18 protein-coding genes and 1 pseudogene are annotated in these 20,525 nt (G+C 72.7%); 12 read left to right on the top strand and 7 right to left on the bottom strand.

Annotated features, from left to right (window positions below):
* Positions 1–14: 14 nt before the first annotated feature.
* Positions 15–2,219, top strand: a complete 2,205-nt coding sequence (locus ACGF3I_RS02310; RefSeq protein ID WP_393128607.1) for an AAA family ATPase — start codon at positions 15–17, stop codon at positions 2,217–2,219.
* Here ACGF3I_RS02310 and ACGF3I_RS02305 read toward each other — a convergent pair.
* The gene (locus tag ACGF3I_RS02305) at positions 2,172–3,368 is read right to left on the bottom strand and encodes a nitrate/nitrite transporter (RefSeq protein WP_393129102.1); all 1,197 of its coding nucleotides are present in this window, start codon (positions 3,366–3,368) and stop codon (positions 2,172–2,174) included. The genes ACGF3I_RS02310 and ACGF3I_RS02305 overlap by 48 nt on opposite strands.
* Positions 3,369–3,597: 229 nt before the next feature.
* On the opposite strand from ACGF3I_RS02305, the gene ACGF3I_RS02300 reads away from it, so the two are divergent.
* From ACGF3I_RS02300 to ACGF3I_RS02275, 6 genes and pseudogenes are all read left to right on the top strand, one after another.
* Positions 3,598–4,305, top strand: a complete 708-nt coding sequence (locus ACGF3I_RS02300; RefSeq protein WP_393128606.1) for a hypothetical protein — start codon at positions 3,598–3,600, stop codon at positions 4,303–4,305.
* The gene (locus ACGF3I_RS02295; protein ID WP_393128605.1) at positions 4,302–4,655 is read left to right on the top strand and encodes a VOC family protein; all 354 of its coding nucleotides are present in this window, start codon (positions 4,302–4,304) and stop codon (positions 4,653–4,655) included. Before ACGF3I_RS02300 ends, ACGF3I_RS02295 begins: the two co-directional genes overlap by 4 nt.
* A gap of 204 nt (positions 4,656–4,859) precedes the next feature.
* Positions 4,860–5,669: pseudogene (locus tag ACGF3I_RS02290) on the top strand (LysR family transcriptional regulator); the annotation flags it as partial.
* Between the two features lie 244 nt (positions 5,670–5,913).
* A complete protein-coding gene (locus tag ACGF3I_RS02285) occupies positions 5,914–6,720 on the top strand; it encodes a serine/threonine protein kinase (RefSeq protein WP_393128604.1) in 807 nt (268 codons plus the stop codon).
* Between the two features lie 48 nt (positions 6,721–6,768).
* Complete coding sequence (locus ACGF3I_RS02280; RefSeq protein ID WP_393128603.1) at positions 6,769–8,217, top strand: serine/threonine-protein kinase; 1,449 nt, start codon at positions 6,769–6,771, stop codon at positions 8,215–8,217.
* A gap of 272 nt (positions 8,218–8,489) precedes the next feature.
* Positions 8,490–9,278, top strand: coding sequence for an SDR family NAD(P)-dependent oxidoreductase (locus ACGF3I_RS02275; RefSeq protein ID WP_393128602.1), 789 nt, complete (start codon positions 8,490–8,492; stop codon positions 9,276–9,278).
* A 123-nt stretch (positions 9,279–9,401) separates the two neighbouring features.
* On the opposite strand, the gene ACGF3I_RS02270 is transcribed toward ACGF3I_RS02275, so the two are convergent.
* On the bottom strand, positions 9,402–9,665 hold the full coding sequence (locus ACGF3I_RS02270; RefSeq protein ID WP_393128601.1) for a GlsB/YeaQ/YmgE family stress response membrane protein: 264 nt from the start codon (positions 9,663–9,665) through the stop codon (positions 9,402–9,404).
* Positions 9,666–9,891: 226 nt separating this feature from the next.
* Here ACGF3I_RS02270 and ACGF3I_RS02265 point away from each other — a divergent pair, with 226 nt between their 5' ends.
* On the top strand, positions 9,892–11,001 hold the full coding sequence (locus ACGF3I_RS02265; protein ID WP_393129101.1) for an ABC transporter permease: 1,110 nt from the start codon (positions 9,892–9,894) through the stop codon (positions 10,999–11,001).
* A gap of 63 nt (positions 11,002–11,064) precedes the next feature.
* Here the strand turns inward: ACGF3I_RS02265 and ACGF3I_RS02260 are convergent, their stop codons facing one another.
* Positions 11,065–11,514: an OsmC family protein gene (locus ACGF3I_RS02260; RefSeq protein ID WP_393128600.1), complete on the bottom strand. Its 450-nt coding sequence runs from the start codon at positions 11,512–11,514 to the stop codon at positions 11,065–11,067.
* 291 nt (positions 11,515–11,805) lie between these two features.
* Here ACGF3I_RS02260 and ACGF3I_RS02255 point away from each other — a divergent pair, with 291 nt between their 5' ends.
* Positions 11,806–12,603 carry a GNAT family N-acetyltransferase gene (locus ACGF3I_RS02255; protein WP_393128599.1) on the top strand — a complete coding sequence of 266 codons (798 nt, stop codon included), beginning with the start codon at positions 11,806–11,808 and terminating at the stop codon, positions 12,601–12,603.
* Between the two features lie 63 nt (positions 12,604–12,666).
* Positions 12,667–12,891, top strand: coding sequence for a translation initiation factor IF-1 (gene infA / locus ACGF3I_RS02250; protein WP_393128598.1), 225 nt, complete (start codon positions 12,667–12,669; stop codon positions 12,889–12,891).
* 104 nt (positions 12,892–12,995) lie between these two features.
* On the opposite strand, the gene ACGF3I_RS02245 is transcribed toward infA, so the two are convergent.
* From ACGF3I_RS02245 to ACGF3I_RS02235, 3 genes are all read right to left on the bottom strand, one after another.
* Entirely contained in the window at positions 12,996–15,629 is a 2,634-nt protein-coding gene (locus ACGF3I_RS02245; RefSeq protein WP_393128597.1) for a hypothetical protein, read from the bottom strand.
* A gap of 143 nt (positions 15,630–15,772) precedes the next feature.
* On the bottom strand, positions 15,773–16,684 hold the full coding sequence (gene ligD, locus ACGF3I_RS02240) for a non-homologous end-joining DNA ligase (protein WP_393128596.1): 912 nt from the start codon (positions 16,682–16,684) through the stop codon (positions 15,773–15,775).
* Positions 16,681–17,382, bottom strand: coding sequence for a DNA polymerase ligase N-terminal domain-containing protein (locus ACGF3I_RS02235; protein ID WP_393128595.1), 702 nt, complete (start codon positions 17,380–17,382; stop codon positions 16,681–16,683). The genes ligD and ACGF3I_RS02235 overlap by 4 nt, the downstream gene beginning before the upstream one ends.
* 282 nt (positions 17,383–17,664) lie before the next feature.
* Here ACGF3I_RS02235 and ACGF3I_RS02230 point away from each other — a divergent pair, with 282 nt between their 5' ends.
* Positions 17,665–17,901 carry a chaplin gene (locus ACGF3I_RS02230; RefSeq protein ID WP_393128594.1) on the top strand — a complete coding sequence of 79 codons (237 nt, stop codon included), beginning with the start codon at positions 17,665–17,667 and terminating at the stop codon, positions 17,899–17,901.
* A gap of 88 nt (positions 17,902–17,989) precedes the next feature.
* Here the strand turns inward: ACGF3I_RS02230 and ACGF3I_RS02225 are convergent, their stop codons facing one another.
* Positions 17,990–19,066 (bottom strand): MBL fold metallo-hydrolase, encoded by a 1,077-nt coding sequence (locus tag ACGF3I_RS02225; RefSeq protein WP_393128593.1) that lies wholly within the window; start codon positions 19,064–19,066, stop codon positions 17,990–17,992.
* 205 nt (positions 19,067–19,271) lie between these two features.
* Between ACGF3I_RS02225 and ACGF3I_RS02220 the strand changes: the two genes are divergently transcribed.
* Positions 19,272–20,450: a cytochrome P450 gene (locus ACGF3I_RS02220; RefSeq protein ID WP_393128592.1), complete on the top strand. Its 1,179-nt coding sequence runs from the start codon at positions 19,272–19,274 to the stop codon at positions 20,448–20,450.
* Positions 20,451–20,525: the final 75 nt, after the last annotated feature.

The raw sequence follows: 20,525 nt of genomic DNA, 5'->3' as shown, positions 1-20,525 counted from the left end.
TTATTCTGGTCGGCATGACGTCACTCAGCCAGGAACGCGACCGGGGCCGCGACCAGGAACGTGATCGGGAGCCTGATCGCGACCGCGCCAGCGGGCCCGCGCAGGAGCCCGCCCGCCAGGCCGAGCGTGACCTCGGCCGTGAGCTCCGGTGTGAGCGGGCCCACCACGACGTCTGCCGGGCCGCTCTGGCCGCCATGACCGAGGGCGCCGGCGAACGGGTCGTCAGTGGCGAGAACGCCTTCGCCTCCGGCGCCGACGCCGAGGTGCTCGGCTACCAACTCCGCAGCTGGGCCAAGGAGTTGAAGGAGATGCCGGAAGGGCCGCTGTTCTTCGGGCGGCTCGACTTCGACGCGTCGGCCGACGCCGACCACGCCGGCCAGAGCTACCACATCGGCCGGCGCCGCATCAGCGAGCACCCCTCCGCCCCGCCCCTCGTCGTCGACTGGCGTGCCCCCGTCTCCCGCCGCTTCTACCAGGCGAGCGCCCGCGACCCGCAGGGCGTCGAGGTCCGGCGCAGATTCGGCTGGGCGCGCGGCAGCCGGGGCGCGGCCGAGGACCTGACGAGCCTGGAGGACGAGCGCCTCGCGGCCGGGGAGGTGCCGGCGGCCGGCGCGATCCTCACCGGGGAGATCGAACGCCCCCGGGTCGGCCCCATGCGCGACATCGCCGCCACCATCCAGCCCGAACAGGACGACCTCGTACGCGCCGAACTGGCCCGTTCCGTCTGCGTGCAGGGCGCCCCCGGCACCGGCAAGACCGCCGTGGGCCTGCATCGCGCGGCCTACCTCCTCTACACGTACCCCCGGCACATCCAGCGCCGCGGCCTCCTCGTCCTCGGCCCCAACCGCACCTTCCTCTCCTACATCTGCGAGGTGCTGCCCGCGCTCGGCGAGAGCGACGTCCGGCAGTCGACCGTGGACGACGAGGTCGTGCGCGAGACGCGGGGCCTTGAGGTGCGGGCGCTCGACGGACCGGAGGCGGCCCTCGTCAAGCACGACGCGCGCATGGCGCGGGTGCTGCGCCGCGCCCTGTACGGACGGGTCTCCCCGCCCGTCAACTCCCTTGCCCTGCGCGAAGGTTCGGTCACCTGGCGGCTGACGCGGGACGAGCTCGCCTCGATCGTCACCGCGGTACGACAGGAGGCGCCCCCGTACGCGACCGGCCGCGAGCGGGTGCGCAGCCGGGCCGTCCGGGCTGTGCGGCTCCAGGCCGAGCGCCGGGCGGGGGCGGTGAACCACGCCTGGCTCCAGAAGATCACCCGGGCCCGGCCGGTGACGGAGTACGTCGACACGGTGTGGCCGAAGGTGCGGCCCCAGGAGGTGCTGGCCGAGCTGTTCGCGGACCCCGCGGCACTGGCCGCTGCGGCCGACGGCATCCTGGAGCCCGGCGAGCAGCAGGCACTGCTGTGGGCGAGGCCGCCGCGGTCGTGGAAGTCCGCGAAGTGGAGCGCGGTCGATCTGGTGCTGCTCGACGAGGTGTCCGGGCTGATCGAACATCCGGAAGGGTACGGGCACATCGTCGTGGACGAGGCCCAGGACCTGTCCCCCATGCAGTGCCGGGCCATCGCCCGGCGCGCCGCGTTCGGCTCCCTCACGGTGCTCGGTGACCTGGCGCAGGGCACCACCCCGTGGGCCGCCCGCGACTGGCCGGCCCAACTGGCCCACCTGGGCAAGCCGGACGCCGCGGTGGTGCCGCTGACGACGGGGTTCAGGGTGCCGGCCGCGATCGTGGAGCTGGCCAACCGCCTGCTGCCCGCGCTCGGCGTGGACGTGCCGTGCGGCCGGTCCCTGCGCGGGGACGGCCGGTTGAGCGTGCGGCGCGCCGCGACGCGTCAGGACCTGGCCGCTGCGGTGGCCGACGCCGTGCGGGCGGCGCTCGCCCGCGAGGGCTCCGTGGGAGTGATCGCGGCGGACCGTGATCTGCCCGCGGTGAGCCAGGCGCTGGCCGCGGCCGGCCTGGCGACGGCCGGCCTGGACGGGGCAGCCGAACCGCGCGTCACCGTGCTGCCGGCCACCTTGGCCAAGGGGCTCGAATACGACCACGTCGTGGCGGTCGAACCGGCCGCGATCGCGGCGGCGGAGCAACGCGGGCTCCACCGCCTGTACGTGGTCCTGACGCGGGCGGTGTCCGGGCTGGAGATCGTCCACCACGAACCGCTGCCGCCCGAACTGTCAGCGCCGGACCTGCTCCCCCTGCGGACCGGGGGCGACGGCCGCTGACTCGGGGCCGGACCCGGCGGGCCGGCTGGTCCGCATCCGGGTGAAGGCGTACACACAGCCGGCGAGGGCCAGGTCGGACAGCAGCATGAAGCCGATCGAGTACGACTCCTTCGCGCTGTAGATCGCGCCCATCACCAGCGGCGGCACGAAGCCACCCAGGCCGCCCGTGGCGCCCACGATGCCGGTCACACTGCCCACTTGGGGCTGCGGAGTGACCTGCGAGACGAGGGCGAAGACGCTGCCGCTGGCCGTGCCGAGCCCGGCGCCCATGCACAGCAGCGCGATCGTGCCGCCGGGATACAGCGTCGGGTCGAAGGCCTGCACGATCGCGAGCAGGGCCACCAGGCCCAGGGCGACGGCCGTGACCACGGCGGGGTGGACGCGGTCCGAGAGCCAGCCGCCGATCGGGCGGAAGACCACCGTGGCCAGCGCGAAACCGGCCGCCTTCGTACCCGCGTCGGTCGGCGACAGGGCGTACCAGGTCTTCAGGTAGGTCGGCAGATACACGCCGAACGCCACGATGCCGCCGAACCCGATCGCGTACAGCGCGGACAGCTCCCACGTCACGCGCAGCCGTCCGGCGCTGCCGAGCCGTGAGCCGAGGGACGCCGTGGGCACGGGCCGGTCGGGCCGGTCGGTGATGAGCAGCACGGCCAGCACCGCGTACACGGCCAGCGCGATCGCGACCACCAGGAACGGGACGTGATAGCCGTGCTTGGCCATGCGGGGCGTGAGGTACCCCGACAGGGCCACACCGCCCATGCCCATGCCGAACACCCCGAGGGCGAACCCGCGCTTGTGCGGCGGGAACCACGAGTTGACCAGCGGGATGCCGATGGCGAACGTCGTGCCGCCCAGACCGAGCAGGAAGCCGATCACCAGCATCAGGCCGTAGCTGTCGCGCGCCGGGATCAGCAGCAGGACCGGCACGATGGTGAGCGCCGACATCAGCGGGAACATGAGCTTCGCGCCATAGCGGTCGGTCAGCGCACCCACCGGGATCCGCCCGAGCGATCCCACCAGCACCGGGACGGCCACGAGCAGGGACTGTTGCAGCGAGCTGAGGTGCAGCCGGTCCTTGTAGTCACCGGCGAGGGGGGCGATCAGGTCCCACGCCCAGAACGTCAGCGTGAATCCGACCGTGGCCATCACCAGATTGCGGTACGCGGCGGCGGAGGGCTTCGTAACGGTGTCCACGCACCCCAGTCAAGGCGTCCGGCCCCGCACGGGCGCGCCGGACTGGGCCGGACGGGGGACTCGGCGCGGCCCGGGCCGAGCATGCGCCGTACGGGGCCGGCGGCCGCCGCGGACCGTCTGTCACAGGGGCCCGCTAGTCTCGGACCACCTACCTGGAGCCGCTTTCTCACGGGGGAGACGCATGACGATTCACCGGCCCGGTCTGCCGGGCGACCTGCCGCAGCCCGACCTGTTGTGGGCCCGGTGGGGCCTGCTCGCCGTCCTGGAGGCCTCGGCCGAACAGGAGGAGCTCCCGTTCGTGCACCGCACCGGAATGTGGATCGACGGCGGCGGCCTCCACCTGGACGACTGCGGGTGCACGTGCTGGACGCTGGAGAAGCGCGCCCCGGGCCGCTACGTCCTGTACGGGGAGGACGAGTCGAGCGACGTCAAATGGCACAAGCCGCCCATCGACATGCTGGCCGGCGCCCCGGACTGGCTGCCGCTGGACGCGCTGCGCGATCTGATCGAAGGCTATGAACTCGGCTGCGTCTACTGGTACGACAACGGCGCCTGGTCGCGCGCCCCGTACCCGGAAGGCCTCGACGACGACGGCCTGGACTGCGGGATGAGCCGCTTCGCCGACCGCGGCGACGTGCTGGGCGCCCTCGACATCGACGAAGACCACGGGATGGACGCGGAGACCCTGCTCGGCCGCGCCGAACAGTACGCCCTGTCAAGGGAGTTGGTGCAGGCGCTGGCCGCGGCGTCCGACCGCGACCCCGAGGACCTGCCCGCCATGCTGCGCGCCCTCGACCGCACGGGCCTCGCGGAGAAGGACGGGCCGGCCGCCCTGGCGGCGGCCGGCGCAGGACCCACGCAGACCCCTCGGACAGGGAGCGACGCATGAACGTCCGCCGGATCGTCCCCAACTTCCCGTCCGATGAAGAGGCCCTCGCCGAGAGCTCCGGGTTCTACGGGGTGCTCGGCTTCGAAGAGGTGATGGACCACGGCTGGATCAGGACGCTGGCCAGTGCGGACAACCCCGCGGTGCAACTGAGCCTGATGACCAGGGACCTGACCGCCCCCGTCAACCCGGACGTGAGCATCGAGGTCGACGACGTGGACGCGGTGCACCGGGCGATGGTCGAGCGCGGCGCCGAGATCGTCCACCCCCTGACGGACGAGGAGTGGGGCGTACGCCGCTTCTTCGTCAGGGATCCGAACGGCAGGGTCGTCAACGTGCTCAGCCACTCCTGAACACACCCCGCATCACCCGGGCCCGGTGCGGGCGCCCGGGCGATCCGGGGTGCGCGCCCGGAGAAAGAACCCCGGTGAAAGAATCGGCGTACCCCCGGGGCCGGCGTGTGGTTCTGCGGAAACACACTTCGGCCCCGGCCCGACCGAAGCACGGCCCGGACCCCGGGCCCGCGAAGACCGTGCAGTTCAGGAGCGCCCGCCCCGATGGATCTCAACCTGTTGCGCGTCCTGGACGCCCTGCTGCACGAGAACAGCGTCACCCGCGCCGCCGAGCGCCTCGGCACCTCGCCCGCGGCCGTCAGCCGCACCCTCGCCCGGCTGCGGCGGGCCGTGGGCGACCCGCTCCTGGTCCGCGCGGGACAGCGCATGGTCCCCACCCCCCGCGCCCTCGAACTCCGCGAAGAGGTAAGGGAGTTGCTCCAGGGCTGCGACAACGTACTGCGCCCCGGCGCCGGCTTCGAAGCCGTCCACCTCCAGCGCACCTTCACCGTGCAGGCGACCGACCTGCTCCTCGCGGGACTCGCCGGACCCCTCACCGACCGGGTCCGCGCCGAAGCGCCCCGCGTGGACGTGGTGTTCCTGCCCGAGTCCCTCGAAGGCGGACCCGCCCTGCGGCAGGGCACCGTGGACATCGAACTCGGAGTGCTCGGCCACCTGGACCCGGAAGTGCGCACCCAGCACATCGTGCGACGGGTCCTGGTGGGCGTCGCCCGCGCGGGCCACCCCCTCTTCGCGGGGCGGATCGACGCCCGCCGCTTCGCCGCCGCCGATCACATCGGCATCTCCCGGCACGGCAAGCGCAACGGCCCCATCGACGACGCCCTCGCGGAACGGGGACTGGAACGCCGCGTGGCGGTCGTGGTGCCCAGCCACACCAGCGCGATGATCCTGGCCCGCGACACCGACCTCGTCGCCCTCACCGTCGCCGACTGGCTCCCGGACGCCACCGAGGCACTCGGACTGCGCACCTTCCCCATCCCCCTCGACCTGGCCCCGGTCGACATCGGCATGGCCTGGCACCCCCGCAACTCGGCCGATCCCGGCCATCGTTGGTTCCGCGGCCACCTGGCCGCCGCGGTCCACGGATCCTCGGAACCACGAACCGTGGAGCAGAGCCCGCACGACCCCGCGTACCCGGACGAAACACCCTCCCGCCCAGGACCCCGATTCGGCCAGATCCCAGGAGTTGACCGATGGTCAGGATGTGTACCGTTCGAACCGAGTGAGCATTCGGCGGCCCGGGGGCGAGGAGGGGGCAGTGAGCGGGGTAGTGATCCATCTGCCGCGAGGCAAGGGCGCACAGGGGAGCGACCCGCCGGGGGAGGCGGTCACGCTCCGCCTCGGCCCGGGCGAGGTGGCACGGTTCGGGCGGGGCTCCGCGACCACGCCGGTCGAACTGCGCCTCGACGACGAAGCCGTCTCCCGGCTCGCCGGCGAGATCCGCGTGACCGACGACCACTGGCAGCTCAGCAACCTCAGCACCACACAGAGCTATCTGGTGGAGAACCCGGAAGGCGCGGGGGAGTACCTGAGAGTGCCACCGAGACGAGCCGGCGCACCCATCCCCTTCGAGTTCGCGCGGGTGGTCCTGCCCGCCCGCCGCACCACCTCCATCTCCTTCCAGGTGTTCGCACCCGACCACGTCTACCTCGACCCGGACGGCCTGGGCGGCGCATGGGGAAACCGCACGGTCACCGCGTACTCCCTGGACGAGACCGCCCTCTACTTCCTCATCCTCGTCGCCCTCTGCGAACCGCGACTGCGTGACGAGTCCCCGGTCGCGGTGCCGACCACCCCGCAGATCGTGGCACGCCTGGCCGCACACCCCGCCTGCGGCCGGCTCACGGCCAGGGCGGTCAGCTCGCACATCGACTACCTCGCCGACGACAAGATGCGGATCGGCTCACCCACCCAGGCCGGACCGCGCAGGGAGGCACGCCGCAACGGCAAGCGCGAGGCCATCGTCGGCCTCGTCCTGCGCTTCGGACTCGTACGGGAGGAACACCTGGCGCTGCTGCCGCCCCGCACGGCGACGGCCCGCCCCGAACGGGGAGCGGCCGGATGAGCAAAGGACCCGCGCGGGGCGCCGCCGGCCGGAGCGAAGGGGGTCCCCGTGCGCGGTCCCGCCGACACGTCCGGAAGTGACCGAACACAGCTCCTGCCACCCGGCCACCGCGTCGACCGCTGGGAGGTCACCGAACTCATCGGGACCGGGGGATGGGCAACTGTCCACGGCGGGCGCCTCGTTGAGGGCGCCCGGGCACGGACGCGAGAGGAGGAGTCCGTCGCGCTCAAGGTGCTGCCGACCGCCGGACTCTCACCGCACCAGGCCCGCAAAGTCGCCGAAACCGCCCGCCGCGAAGTCGAGTTCGGCCGCACCTCCTCCCACCCCCGGCTGATCCGGCTCCTCGACACCGTCGTCCTCGCCGCACCCGGCGATCCGCTCCTGGACGGCGCGATCGTCCTGGTGATGGAGCGCGCCGAACGCAGCCTGCGCGACCTGCTCGGCGCCGCGGTCAGCGAAACGGAAGGCGCCCGGCTGATCACGGAGATCTGCGAGGGCCTGGCCCATCTGCACCACAGCGGATGGGTGCACGGCGACCTCAAGCCGGACAACATCCTGCTCATGGCGGACGGCACCGTGAAGCTCTCCGACTTCGGGCTCGTCACCCAGCTGACCGGCACCCACGGCACCCACGGCTACGCACCGCCCATGGGCACCTTCGACTACCTCCCGCCCGAACGCTGGAAGGCACCGCTCGGCGAACACGGCGTGGAAGTCCGGCCGAGCGCCGACATCTGGGCCCTCGGCATCACCCTCCACGAACTGTTCGCCTCCGGAACCTCGCCGTTTCCCGGCGCCACCCCCATGGCGCGCGGCGCGGCAACCCAGGAATACGCCGACGGACGGGCGCCACTGCGCCTGGACGCCGCGCTGCCGCCGTTCTGGCGGACGCTCGCGGCCGACTGCCTGGCCCCCACCCACGCGGCACGCGCCGGGCACACCGCCCAGAGCCTGCTGGCACGCATCGCCGAACGGCCGGCCACCGACCCGGACGCCCGCGCCCAGGCCGACGCGGCCCCGTCCTCCACAGGCGCCGCACCCCGCCGGCACCCTCGCCGAAGACGGGCCGCCTACGTCACCCTCGCGGTGTGCGCGGTCGGCGCGACCGCCTGGCCGCACATCGGACATGACACCTCATTAGATTCCTGGCAGTCCCAAGTGCACGGCCACATCCAGGTGTTCAACATCGAACCGAGCTGCCGCACCCGCACCGACCGCGACCCCGACTGCAGCCTCGGCCTGGCCATCGACCCCACCCACGCGTACACGATCGACAACGTCGTGAAGACCCGCGTCTGGAACGGCGACGAACTCGCCGTCGAATGCCACCTCGCCGACGGCATGCCGATCATCGACGAGTCCGACGCGCACTCCGCCGAGTGGTACCGAGTGCGACTGCCCCAAGGATCCGACCGGCCCACGGCCTGGCTCCCCGCCATCCGCACCAAGGACCGCCCCGCCGTCCCCGACTGCCCGCGCCCCACCCCCCTGCGGTGAGCTCCCCGGAACAGCCGGGGAGCTCACCGCAGGGCACGCCCCAGTCCACCGCGCACGCGCACCCCTGTCACTCCGGATGGTTCCGGGTGGCGTACCCGGCACGCCTGCCCCTACGCCCACGGCCGATGCCGTGGGACGCGCACGGAGCACTCCGGGGGAGTCGCACGGGGCAGCCCTGCGCCACAGCGGGACGAACCGGGAAAACGGGGAAGGGACACCGCACAGCGACTTGAGCGAGGCCGCCCCCGGGCGGCAGTACGGAGGCGGGCAGCGTGCACATCGATCTTTCCGGCCGGACGGCCCTGGTGACCGGCTCGACCCAGGGCATCGGCGCGGCCATCGCGTCCGGTCTGGCGGCGGCCGGCGCGCGGGTGGCGCTGAACGGACGCAGCGAGAAGTCGGTGGGCGAGGCGCTCGACCGTCTCGGCGCCGACGGCGGCGCGTTCGTGGCGGCCCCCGGCGACATCGCGACCGACCGGGGCGCGGAGGCCGTCTTCGAGGCGGTGCCGCACGTGGACATCCTGGTCAACAACCTCGGCATCTTCGGCGCCCGGCCCGCCCTGGAGATCGACGACGCCGAGTGGCGGCGCTACTTCGAGGTCAACGTCCTGACCGCGGTCCGCATGACCCGCCACTACCTGCCCGGCATGACCGGGCGCTCCTGGGGCCGGGTCCTGAACATCGCCAGCGACTCCGCGGTCGTGGTGCCGGCCGAGATGATCCAGTACGGCATGTCCAAGACCGCCCTCCTGTCCGTCTCGCGGGGCTTCGCCAAGGAGGCCGCGGGCACGGGTGTGACGGTGAACTCCGTGATCGCGGGACCGACCCACACCGGCGGGGTCGAGGACTTCGTGTACTCGCTGGTCGACCGCGATCTGCCCTGGGACGAGGCCCAGCGCGCCTTCATGCGCGAATACCGGCCGCAGTCCCTGATCCAGCGTCTCATCGAGCCCGAGGAGATCGCCCACATGGTCGTCTACCTCAGCTCCCCGTTCGCCTCCGCCACGACGGGCGGGGCCTTGAGGGTGGACGGCGGCTACGTGGACTCGATCCTGCCGTAGCCGTAGCCGTAGCCGTAGCCGTAGCCCGGACGGCGCAGTGCCCGCCGACCTGTTGTGGCGCCCCGGCCGGGGCCGACGCGGCGCAACAGGTCGGCGGGCACCGGCGGCCCCCGCCCGCGGGGATCAGTCCCGTCGTCCCGCGACCAGGCGGTAGAGGAAGAGCACGATCACCGAGCCCACGACCGCCGTGATCCAGGTCGACAGATGGAAGAAGCCCTTCATGCCGTCGACCCCGAAGATCAGCTGGCCGAGCCAGCCACCGAGCAGACCGCCCACGATGCCGATCACCATCGTGACCAGACATCCACCGGGGTCCTTGCCCGGTGTCAGCGCCTTGGCGACGGCTCCTGCGATGAGCCCGATGACGATCCAGGCGATGATGCCCATAACGGAAACCCGATTCCTTTCGTTGCGCGACCCGGTGGCGCCGCCGACCGGGTGGTGGCAGCGGGGAGCCGGTCCCCGCGTTCGCCGTCGAACCGGTACCCCCGCGACAAGCCCGCTCACGGGACCTACGACCCCCGGTCCGTGACCGAAGGTCCCCCGCCGGGCCGCGGCGGCCGGGGCAGGCGCACGCACAACGTCCCCGGTCCCGGAGTGGTCGCACATGCCGATGCAAGACGAAGACGACACCAGCAGCGTGGCGTCAGGGGCGCGCACGTCCGACGGGCACGGCGCGCACGCCAGGAAGCGCGGCGCGGCGGGCACGTGGGCCGACTTCAAGGACTCGCCCTTCCTGCCCGCGGTGGTGCTCGTCTTCATCCTGGCCGCGGCCGCCGGCCTCTTCGCCGGCTCGTACACGTACACCATGGCCAACCCGACACCGCACCACATCCCCACCGCGCTGGTCGCCCCGCCGGGCTCCACGCAGGCCAAGGAGTTCGTGGCCGGGATGGACAAGGCGCTGAACACCTCACTGGAGGTGCGCCCGTACGCGGACGTGCCCGCGGCCCGGCACGCCATGGAGGAGCAGAGCGTCTTCGCGATCCTCGACGTCCGGCCGCAGGGGGTGCGCATGGACGTGGCCGGTGCCGCCGGTGCCTCCGTGGCGCAGGTGCTCGCCCAGTCCGCTCCCCAGGTGGGCAAGGCGCTCGGCGTGCCGGTGACGATCACCGATGTGAAGCCGCTCCAACAGGGCGACCCGCGGGGCCTCGCGCTGTTCTACATCTCGCTCGCCGCGGTGGTGCTCGGCTTCGTCGGCTCCATCCAGCTGAGCGTGCACGCCCGTTCGCTCAATCCGCTGGAGCGGATCGCGTTCACCGTGGCATACGCGCTGCTGGGCGGATTCACCATCGCGGCCGTGGTCGACTGGGGGCTCGGCGCGGTGCGACTGCCGTTCGTGGAGTCCTGGCTGATCCTCGCGTTCACCATGTTCACGTCCGGGATGGTCTTCACCATGTTCAACACCCTCATCGGGCGCTGGGCGATGCTGCCCACGTGGGGGCTGATGGTGCTGCTCGGCAATCCCTCGTCGGGCGGCGCGGTGTCGTGGCCGCTGCTGCCGTCGCTCCTGGGCCATGTCGGACGCTGGCTGCCGCCGGGGGCCTCGGTGAACGCCCAGCACACGGCCGTGTACTTCGCCGACGCCCAACACCCTTTCCCGTTCCTGGTGCTGGCCGGCTGGTCGCTGCTGTCCTGCGGGGTGTTCTGGTTCTGGCGCCACCGCCACCCCGGCGGACGCGACCGCCCGGCCCCGGCGCACGGGGCGGCGCCGGGGGCCTGAGGGGGCGGCCACTGTCAGCTGTCAGCGGGTGGATGTCGGCCGATGGATGTCAGCCGATGGATGTCAGCTGTCAGCCGTCAGCGTTCCGCCCGTGCCCGCCACGGTCACAGCGACCGGGGTGCCCGCCTCCACCGTGCGGCTGACCGTGCACAGGCGGTCGTGCGAGGTCTTCACGGCCCGGGGCAGAATCGCCCGGGCGCGATCACCTGACGTCCCGTCAGGGAAGGCTACGGAGAAGGTGACTTCGAGATCCGACATCCGGTTGCCGCCCTCGTCCTCGACCTTGTTGCCCCGCGCGTCGATGGTGAAGTCGGCCGGTTCGGCATGGCGGCTGGTGGCGACCTCGACGTCAGCCGCGGTGCAGCCGCCGATCGCGGCGAGGAAGAGCTCGACAGGGGTGAACCCGGTGCCGTCGGTGGCGAAGTCCAGGGTGTCCCCGCGGGCGTTGGTCGCGGTGAACCGGCCGGGGCCGACCCGGTGGAGGGTGACGGAGCGCAGCGCGTTGTCGGTCATGGCGACGACGGTAACTCGGGCTCGCGGCCGGCGTCGGGGTGCCGCGCCCGCCCCGCGCGCAGGGCCGTGGTCGCCTGCCGGAAGCGCCCCCGCACGCACGGTCGGAAAAAAGAAGTGGGAACGAGGCGGCGCCGTGGCTATGGTGGGGGAGAACGTGACAGAGACCTGGGAGGTGAGACCCGTGAACGCAGTAAGCAGGTGGGTGCTCCCCCTCGTCGTCACGCGGGGCGGCTGACGCGGATGTCGCCGGGAGTGCCACGCCGCATCAGGCACTCCGAAAGGCAGCACCCCATGCATTCCCTTCCTCTCGCGCCAGGCCCCCACGGGCCGTCGGTGCGGATCACGCGCGTCGCCGATCAGCAGTGGCACGCCGTCGCGGACGATCAGGTACTCGGTCGCGGCGACGCGGCGCAGCGGTTCGACGGACGGCTCTTCATCAGCATCGACGCGTGGCACGACGCGGCTTTCGACGGGCTCGCCGCCGCGATGCTCGCGGACCTGCCGGCGCCGCTCCACACCGTGGTCGACGAGAGCGACCTCGCCCTCGTGTCCCACTGGAAGCGCCTCGGGTTCCGCATCGCGCGCCGCGAGCGCTCCTACCGCCTGCCCACCGACCCGGCGATGACCGGTCTCGTCCCGGTGCCGCCGCCCTCGGGCATCACGATCGTCCCGGCCGGGCAGGCGCACGAAGGGCCGCTGCGCGTGCTCGACCGTACGATCCGGGACGAGGTCGAGGCCACGGCCGGCTGGCGGACGATGCCGGCCGAGGTATTGCCCCCGCGGACGGGGACCACCGTGGTGGACCCGTCGGCCTACGTGGCCGCGGCCGAATCGGGCCGGTACGTCGGCCTGCTCCGGGTGGCGCGGGTGCCGCGGCGGCCCCGGATCGGCCTGATCGCCGTCCGTGCCGACCGGCAGCGCCGCGGCGTCGCCCGGGCGATGCTCGCCCAGGCGCTGAACGCGCTGCACACCGCGGGGGAGGCCACGGCCTGGGCCGAGGTGGACGAGTCCAACGGGCCGGCCGCCGCCCTGTTCGAGGGCGCGGGCGCCGAGCGCGCCGGCGGCGTACTGGAACTCGTCCGTGACTGACACCCCCTCACCCGCACACCCCACGACATCATCAGCAGTTCCCGAATGGAGAAGTGATACGTCTTGGCCAGAACAGCCAAAGGCATCGAGATCGAAGGCACCGTCGTCGAGTGCCTGCGCAACGCCACCTTCAAGGTGGAGCTGGAGAACGGGCATCAGGTGCTCGCCCACATCAGCGGGAAGATCCGCAAGAACTACATCAAGATCCTGCCGATCGACCGGGTCCTGGTGGAACTGAGCCCGTACGACCTGACGCGCGGCCGGATCATCTTCCGCTACCGCTCCTAGCGGGCTCCCGGCGCACAAGGCGTCGGCCGACTTCCGCCCGGTGCAGGGGCGTTCGCGGTCCTTCGCGGGACCGGGGGCGCCGGCTGCCCCGGGCGGACCCGCTGTCAGGGGTGCGCCGGAACGACACAGGTGTCCTCCTCACCCGGTGCGTGCCCCGTCGGCCAGGCCACGCCCTCGAACACCAGCGAGCGCGCGCCAGGATCCAGGCGCACCACGGACAGCGCCTTGTTGTAGGGGTTACCGGCATTGGTCAGACAGATCCAGCCCCCGGCGCCCCGCACGCGCAGATCGGAGTTGAGCTTGCCGAGGTCCCGTACCACGCGGTCGGCGCCCGGCAGTTCCTGGCCGCTGGTGTGGACCGCGCGGGCCAGCGCGCGGCTCGCCGTCAGCACCACGTCGTAGGTGACGATGGCCCGCCCGTCGTCGAGGTTCACCGGGCCGATGGTCCCGCCCTGCTCCGCGATGCCGCGACGCAGGGTGGCCATCGCGTCCTCGGCCTCCCGCAGATACGGCGGGGGCTCCTGCCCCTTGTGCTTCGGGTCGGTCCGCCACTTGGCGAGTTCGGCGCTCCAGGCATCGGGGTGCGCCGGTGCGGCATAGCGGATGGTGACGGACGGCTTGCCCGATCCGGGGTCGCCCCGCAGAAGCGCCCGGTCGTGGTCGTCCAAACGCTGGTCGAGCGTGGTGGCGTCGGAGCCGGTGATCACGGTGTACGACGTCTTCTCGCCGCAGTAGGTGGTGGCCAGCTTCTCCACGAAGAGGCGCAGGTGGAAGGCGCGGCCCGCGAAGTAGACGACATGGGTGCGGGAGCGGCAGATGTTGCCCGCGAAGTCCTCGAACTCGTTCGGCGTGACACCCGCCTCCTCGACGCCCGGCGATGTGAAGCGCATGTCCTGGACTCCGCCGCCCTCGTTGCGCCGGGCCTCGGCGAACGCGTCGCGCAGCGAGCGGTTGTAGTCGTCGCCGGGCCGGTCGTCGGCGACCATTGCCGTTTGCGCGCCCACCAGTTGGGGATCGAAGGCCAGCAGGGCCCTGGCCTGTTCGCGCGAGGTGGACACCACCCGGGCCAGTCCGGGGTAGGGGACGGTGTCGGTGCCCTCGGGGTTGGCGAAGCCGTCCGCCGTCACCACGCCGGCCACGGCCGGCAGGTGGAGCGTGTTCGTCACATGGGTGAGGGCCTCCTTGGTCTTGGCGAGACTGAGGTTGAATCCGACCACCACTCTCAAGTCGGGCTCTGTGGCGGTGAGTTGGTCGACGGTTGCGCGCCACTGCCCGTAGCCTTCGCCCGGGTTCGCGAGGACGAGCCGGATCGCGGGTTTCACCGCGTCCGCGCCATTGGCCGCCACCTGGGCCAGATACGCCCCCTGGACCTCGCTGAGGATCTGCCGCCGCACGGCGGCGTTGGCGGACTCCAGCGGGATGAGCAGGGCGACCGTCGCGTGCTTGCGGTGCGCGACGGCCTTGTTCTGCTCGGCGATGCGGGCGAACACCTCGGGCATGCCCGTGACCTGCGGCATGAAGACACCGCTCCCGTCGGAGACGCCCAGGCACTCCCCGCCGCGCACCTCGAGCCCACGGCCGCAACTGGGGGGTTGGCGGAAGAAGGCGACGTAGGCCCCGATCGAGCCGGTCAGCAGCGCGAGGACGGTCACGACCGCCGTGACCGGCCCCAGCAGGCGCACACCCGCGGTGGGGGCCGGTGGGGGAGCGTCGCCGAGCGCGATCTGGACGAGCCGGCTGGGCAGCGGATCGCTCTCCCCCCGTGCCCGCCGCGCGGCGACCTCCCGACGCTCGCGGAACCGGGCCGGGATCTCCTCGGCGAGCCCGTCCGCCGGCACGGCGGGCCGTGCGCCCGCCACCGGGCCGGCCAGACCGGGGCGCGCCGTGGCGACCACCACCGGACACACCCGCAGCGCCCGCGACTCGCCGTCGTACGCCTCCAGGACGCGGTCCCTGATGATCCGCCGGGCGGCCACCGTGTCCACGTCCGGCAGGAGGATCACGGGGCGGCGGGCCCGGTTGAGCCGGCGTACGACTCCGTAGTGCGCGTCGATGTCGGCGAGCAGCGCCTCCACGAGCAGCCGCTGCTTCTCGTGGGCCGGTCCGGTCCGCCGGCCGTCCAGCTCCTCGCAGACGGCCTCGAAGGTGCGCAGCCCCGGGAACCTGCTGGTGCGGAACCAGCGCACCGTACGGCGGTGCGGCAGTCGCAGCAGGTCGGCCAGCTTGAGCAACAGGCCGAGCAGGCCGCCCAGTTGCTGGGTCACGTACGGGTCCTGGAGCAGGGGGTCGAGCCGGGGACGGGCGTCGGGCAGGGTGTGCCGCCGCTCCTGCGAGATCGCCTCCTTGATCTGCCCCTTCAGGTTGCCCATCCGCCGGGCGTGGGAGTGCTCGGGCGTAGGCCGCCAGTCGTACAGCGCCGTGCGCGCGGCGGCGAAGCGCGGGAAGACCACGGGCAGCCCGTGTGCCACGATGCCGCCGTAACCGCAGCCCTCCACGATCGCCTGCAACTGTTCAAGGACCTGCCGCTCCTGGGCGACGTCCGCCTCGACGTCGCTCGGATTGTTCACCGGGACGATGCCGCGGTACTGACGGAGCAGCTCGGCGAGCCACCGCCGGACGTCTTCGCCGCCGCCCTCGATCTGGAACACCAGCGCGCCGGCGCCCCGCTCGAACCGTATCCGTCCGCGCACGAACCGCTGCCTGTAGGTGAGTTGCGCCATGACCGTGTCCAGCCGCACCCGTGCTCCCCGTTCTCGGCCGTCGAACCGCTGAGCACTATAGGAGTCAACTCCGCCGTGATGGGGTCGAGTTGCTCACTCAGGTGCGATACGGGCAGGACCGGTCAGTACTGGACATGTGCGGGAGTGCGGTGCGGGGGCGTTCAGGACAGGGCGTCCAGGCGCCGGCGGGCCGGGGCCAGGGAGCGGCCGCGGCCCGGGGCGTCGTGCCAAGGGTCCTGGTCCAGGCGGTCGGTGACCGTCGCCAGGGTCCAGCGGCGTGCGTCCAGACCCGGGTCGTCGACCTCGTCCCAGGCCAGCGGGGCGGCGACGGGCGCGCCGGGCAGGGCGCGTACGGAGTAGGGCGCCACCGCGGTCTGCGCGTAGGCGTTGCGCTGGATGTCCAGATAGAGCCTCCCCTCGCGGGCCTCCTTCCTGGGAGCCGTGGTGAGCCGGTCGGGGTGCCGGGCGGCGAGGACGTCGGCGCTCGCGCGGGCGAAGGCGCGGACGTCGTCGAAGGGGGCCTTGCGGTCGAGGGGCACGATGACGTGCAGGCCGCGGGATCCGGTGGTCATCACGGTGGAAGGGAGGCCGAGTTCATCGAGCAGATCGTGCAACTGCCGTGCGGCGAAGCGCACTTCACCGAAATCGTCGCCGTGCGGATCGAGGTCGAAGACGAGGCGGTCGGGGTGGTCGGGCCGGTCGGCCCGGGAGAGCCAGCGGTGCAGGGTGAGGACGCCCTGGCCGGCGAGGTAGACCAGGGTGCTCGTGTCGTCGCACAGCACATGGGTGACCGTGCCGCCCTCCTTCGGCAGCTCGGCCCGGCCGATCCAGTCGGGGAAGTACTCGGGGACGTCCTTCTGCATGAACGAGCCGCCCGTGACGCCGTCCGGGTGGCGCTCCAGCATCAGTGGCCGCCCGCGCAAGTGCGGCAGCGCGCGCTGGGCCACGGCGCGGTAGTACTCCGCCAGGTCGCCCTTGGTGATGCCGTCGTCGGGGAAGAGCACCTTCTCGGGGCGGCTCACGCGCACGGTGCGCCGCCCGGCCCGGACGGCCTTCGTCGCTGCTCGGCTCATGGGCCGCCTCCCTGCGGGTGTTCTCCCACCACGTCCGCGGGGTGCGTCCCCGGCTTCTCCGTGCTGGGCGCTTCGGCCCGGGACGCCTCTTGCGCGACCTGCTTCAGGGTGCGTCCGCTGAGCGCCGAACGGGCGCGGGTGGGTTCGGTGGTGCTGTGGTCCGAGGCGTGCTCGTCGTCGTGCTTGACCAGCAGCCAGGCCTCACGCTCGCCCTCCTTCGCGCCGCGCATGCGAGTCAGGGCGTAGCCGCCGCGCAGCTTGGTGCCGTCCAGCCAGAACGAGGCGTGCCCGTGCTCCAGCGCCTCGGCGAAGGGGACCTCGTGGTGACGGCGGTCGGTGGCCAGGCTGCGATAGGTGCCCGAGTCCCAGACGATCACCGTCCCGCCGCCGTACTCGCCCGCGCCGATCACTCCCTCGAAGTCCGCGTACGCCAGCGGGTGGTCCTCGGTCGGCATCGCGAGCCGCTTGTCGTGCGGGTCGGCGGAGGGCCCCTTGGGCACGGCCCAGGACTTCAGCACCCCGTCCACCTCCAGACGGAAGTCGAAGTGCATCGCGCTCGCGTCGTGGATCTGCACCACGAAGCCGGGCGCCCGCCCCTGGTCGTGCGGTGCGTCGCCCTTGGGCTCCGCGGTCCTGGTGAAGTCCCGTTTGCGGTGGTACTCGCTCAGCCCGTCCTTCGTCCCGTCCTTCGTCGCCATGCCGGAAGCCTCCTGGTGAGCGCGGAACGGCGCCGCAGGGCGCGCTCGCGGCCCCGTGGACCATTTCATCCCGTTTCGCGGCTACCCGCCAACCGTCCGGGAAAACGGCCCGGCCATCAGGGCGTCCGGGGTGGACGCGGGGTGGGTGCGGGGCGCGGCGCGGGCGGCGACACGCGACCGGAGAGGTGAATGGCGCCCTGCCGCCCGCCTCCCGGGGTCTGATGTCGGCTCGACGTTCCTTCTGTCATCTGGAACGTTCCTCCGATCATGTGGGAGCTAGACATGCGTATGCGAACCGCGATTGCCGCCGCCGCCCTCGCCGTGGCCGGTGTACTGGCCGGTGGCACCTGTGCCGTCGCCGATGCCGGCGCCCAGGGTGTCGCCGCCAACTCGCCCGGTGTGCTGTCCGGGAACCTCGTCCAGATCCCGGTGCACGTGCCGATCAACGTGTGCGGCAACACCATCAGCGTGGCCGGCGCCCTGAACCCGGCGTCCGGCACCACCTGCATCAACAGCTGAACCCACGACGCGTGACGCGCGTCCCGGGCCCGTGCGCCGGGCCCGGGACGCGCACGCGTGGGCCGGCGGAAGGTCCCGGCGCCAGGCGTCAGGCGTACGAGGAGGGCAGCGCCTCTCCGGGCCGCTGCCCCGGCTGCCGCCCGGGCGTGGCCGCCGCCGAGCCGAGCGCCGCGAGACCCGCGGTCAGTTCCTGGCGCGAGGCCACCGAGGCGGGCACGCAGTCGGGAGCGAGCCGTACCGCCCTCGCCAGCACCTCCACCAGGCTGAGCGGCTCCTCGGCGTCGTTCAGGTGCCGGTACTCCGCCGTCGCCAGCACCGCGAGCCGCTCCCACAGGCCGAGACCGGGCCGCCGGTGCTCCCGCAGCAGCACCCGCGACGCCTCCTCGACGTCCGTGCCGGCGCCGTGCAGCGTGTGCAGCCGGTCCCGCAGCTCCTCCATGTAGTCCATGTAGGTGCGCACTTCGGCCTGCCCGACCAGGGGCCCGTGCCCCGGCACCACCACCCGCGGGTCGAGGTCGAGGATCTTCTGGCAGGCGTCCACGACCCCGCTCAGCGGACCGGCCCAGTGCACCGGCACGTCCCCGATGAACAGGACGTCCCCGGCACACACCACCTGGCTGTGCGGCAGATGCACGATGAGGTCGCCCACGGTGTGCGCGGGCCCCACCTCGTGCAGTTCCACCGGCGTCGAACCCACCACGAGGTCGAGGAGGCCGCTGAACGTCCTTGTGGGCGGGGTGAGTTGGAGCCCCGCGTAGTCGTAACGGCCGAAGTGGTTCAGCAGGTAGCGCTCGAACTCCACGTCCGCACGGCATCCGTCGAGCAACCCCTGCAGCTGCGCGGGCGTCGGCTCGGCGCACAGATGCGCCAGGTTGGCGTCGGTGCTGATGATCTCCGCGTCCGGGAACAGGGCGTTGCCGTAGCTGTGGTCGCCATTGGCGTGGGTGTTGACTACCGTCGACACCCGGGCGCCCGGGCCGGACACCCGACGCGCCGCGTCGATCAGGGCGCGGGTCAGGGGAGCGGTGTACGGGGTGTCCACGACCAGGGTTTCGGAACCACCGGCCACCACGACGCAGTTGGCCATGCCCCAGGTGGCGGGGAAGTGCGGCAGCCACGCGTGCACGTGGTCGTCGAGCGGGACGAGTTCGGAAGGAATACGCATCCCCGCATTGTCCGGGGGAGCGTTCGGACCGGCCCCGGCGGGGTGAGGACCGTTCCGGGCGCGACCCGCACCGACGAGACCGGTGGCATCCGCGGCCGACGGCGGTGTACACAGGGCAGTACCGGATGTGCCGCAAGGCTCCGGTGCCGAGCGCGCCGGCCCGCAACCGCCCCGGGCCGGCCGAAACCGCCTGGAGCCCGACAGCATGACCGACCCCACCGCGAGCCCCGAGTTCCTCCGCGACCCCTACCCCACCTACGCGGCCCTGCGTGCGGCCTGTCCGGTGCAGGCCCTGCCCACCAGGGGCTCCGGATACGGCAGTTATCTGGTGACGGGCTACGCGCAGGCGCGGGAGGCGCTGGGCGACCCCCGGCTCTCCAAGGACACGGCCGCCTTCTTCGCCGGCAAGGAGTCACGGCGTGATCTGCACCCGGCGGTCGCGCACACGATGCTGGCCTGCGACCCGCCCCGGCACACCCGGCTGCGGAAGCTGGTGACCAGGGCGTTCAGCACCGGGGCGGTCGCGAGGCTGCGGCCGTTCATCGCCGAGGTGACCGACGAGCTCCTCGACCGCTGGCCCACGGGGCGCCGGGTCGACGCCGTCGCGGATCTGGCGCTGCCCCTGCCCGTCATCGTGATCTGCGAGCTGCTGGGTGTGCCGGAGGCGGAGCGGCCCCTGGTGCGGGGCTGGTCCGCCGACCTGTTCGCCGCGGGCGACCCGGCCCTGGTCGACGCGACCTCGCACCGCCTGGCCGCCTACATGACCGACCTCATCGCCGCCCGGCGGACGCGCCCGGGAACCTCGCTCCTCGACGACCTCATCGCGGCCCGCGACGGCCAGGACCGGCTCAGCGAGGACGAGTTGGTCTCCCTCGCGGTGCTCCTGCTGGTGGCCGGCCACGAGACCACGACCAACTTCATCGGCAACGCCCTGCTGGCGCTCCTGCGTCACCCGGACCAACTGGGCCGCCTGCGCGCCACCCCGGACGATCTGCCCGCCGCGCTGGACGAACTGCTCCGCTTCGACTCCCCGGTGAGCACGGCGACCTTCCGGTTCGCCCCGCGCGCGCTCACCCTGGGCGACACCGAAATCCCGGCGGGATCAGCGGTGTTCGTCGCCCTGGGGGCCGCCAACCGCGACCCGGAGCAGTTCCCCGAGCCGGACCGGCTCGGCTGGGACCGGGGCGCCACCGGCCACCTCGCCTTCGGGCACGGCATCCACCGGTGCGTCGGCGCGCCCCTGGCCATGGCCGAGGCCGAGATCGTGCTGCGCGCCCTGCTGACCCGCTTCCCCGACATCCGCCTCGCCGTGCCGCCCGACCGCCTCGCCTGGCGGCGCACCCGCCTCATCCGTGGTCTGACGGCGCTCCCGGTCATTCCCTAGGGCGGACGTCGCGCGGGCGTTCCCCGGGCGGGCCGCCGTCCCGGGGGCGCGGCCGATTCCTCCACGCCTCGCGCG

The sequence above is a fragment of the Streptomyces sp. NPDC048111 genome (genome assembly GCF_043202815.1).
In the GTDB taxonomy this organism is placed as follows: Bacteria; Actinomycetota; Actinomycetes; order Streptomycetales; family Streptomycetaceae; genus Streptomyces.
Note: the sequence above shows the minus strand (reverse complement) of the source record. Positions and strands in the feature narration are given on the sequence as shown.

Excerpts from the sequence above, each read along its gene's own strand:
- ACGF3I_RS02310 (WP_393128607.1), top strand. The coding sequence starts at position 15 with ATGACGTCACTCAGCCAGGAACGCGACCGGGGCCGCGACCAGGAACGT.
- ACGF3I_RS02305 (WP_393129102.1), bottom strand. The coding sequence starts at position 3,368 with ATGGCCACGGTCGGATTCACGCTGACGTTCTGGGCGTGGGACCTGATC.
- ACGF3I_RS02300 (WP_393128606.1), top strand. The coding sequence starts at position 3,598 with ATGACGATTCACCGGCCCGGTCTGCCGGGCGACCTGCCGCAGCCCGAC.
- ACGF3I_RS02295 (WP_393128605.1), top strand. The coding sequence starts at position 4,302 with ATGAACGTCCGCCGGATCGTCCCCAACTTCCCGTCCGATGAAGAGGCC.
- ACGF3I_RS02270 (WP_393128601.1), bottom strand. The coding sequence starts at position 9,665 with ATGGGCATCATCGCCTGGATCGTCATCGGGCTCATCGCAGGAGCCGTC.
- ACGF3I_RS02265 (WP_393129101.1), top strand. The coding sequence starts at position 9,892 with ATGCAAGACGAAGACGACACCAGCAGCGTGGCGTCAGGGGCGCGCACG.
- ACGF3I_RS02260 (WP_393128600.1), bottom strand. The coding sequence starts at position 11,514 with ATGACCGACAACGCGCTGCGCTCCGTCACCCTCCACCGGGTCGGCCCC.
- ACGF3I_RS02255 (WP_393128599.1), top strand. The coding sequence starts at position 11,806 with ATGCATTCCCTTCCTCTCGCGCCAGGCCCCCACGGGCCGTCGGTGCGG.
- ligD (WP_393128596.1), bottom strand. The coding sequence starts at position 16,684 with ATGAGCCGAGCAGCGACGAAGGCCGTCCGGGCCGGGCGGCGCACCGTG.
- ACGF3I_RS02235 (WP_393128595.1), bottom strand. The coding sequence starts at position 17,382 with ATGGCGACGAAGGACGGGACGAAGGACGGGCTGAGCGAGTACCACCGC.
- ACGF3I_RS02230 (WP_393128594.1), top strand. The coding sequence starts at position 17,665 with ATGCGTATGCGAACCGCGATTGCCGCCGCCGCCCTCGCCGTGGCCGGT.
- ACGF3I_RS02225 (WP_393128593.1), bottom strand. The coding sequence starts at position 19,066 with ATGCGTATTCCTTCCGAACTCGTCCCGCTCGACGACCACGTGCACGCG.
- ACGF3I_RS02220 (WP_393128592.1), top strand. The coding sequence starts at position 19,272 with ATGACCGACCCCACCGCGAGCCCCGAGTTCCTCCGCGACCCCTACCCC.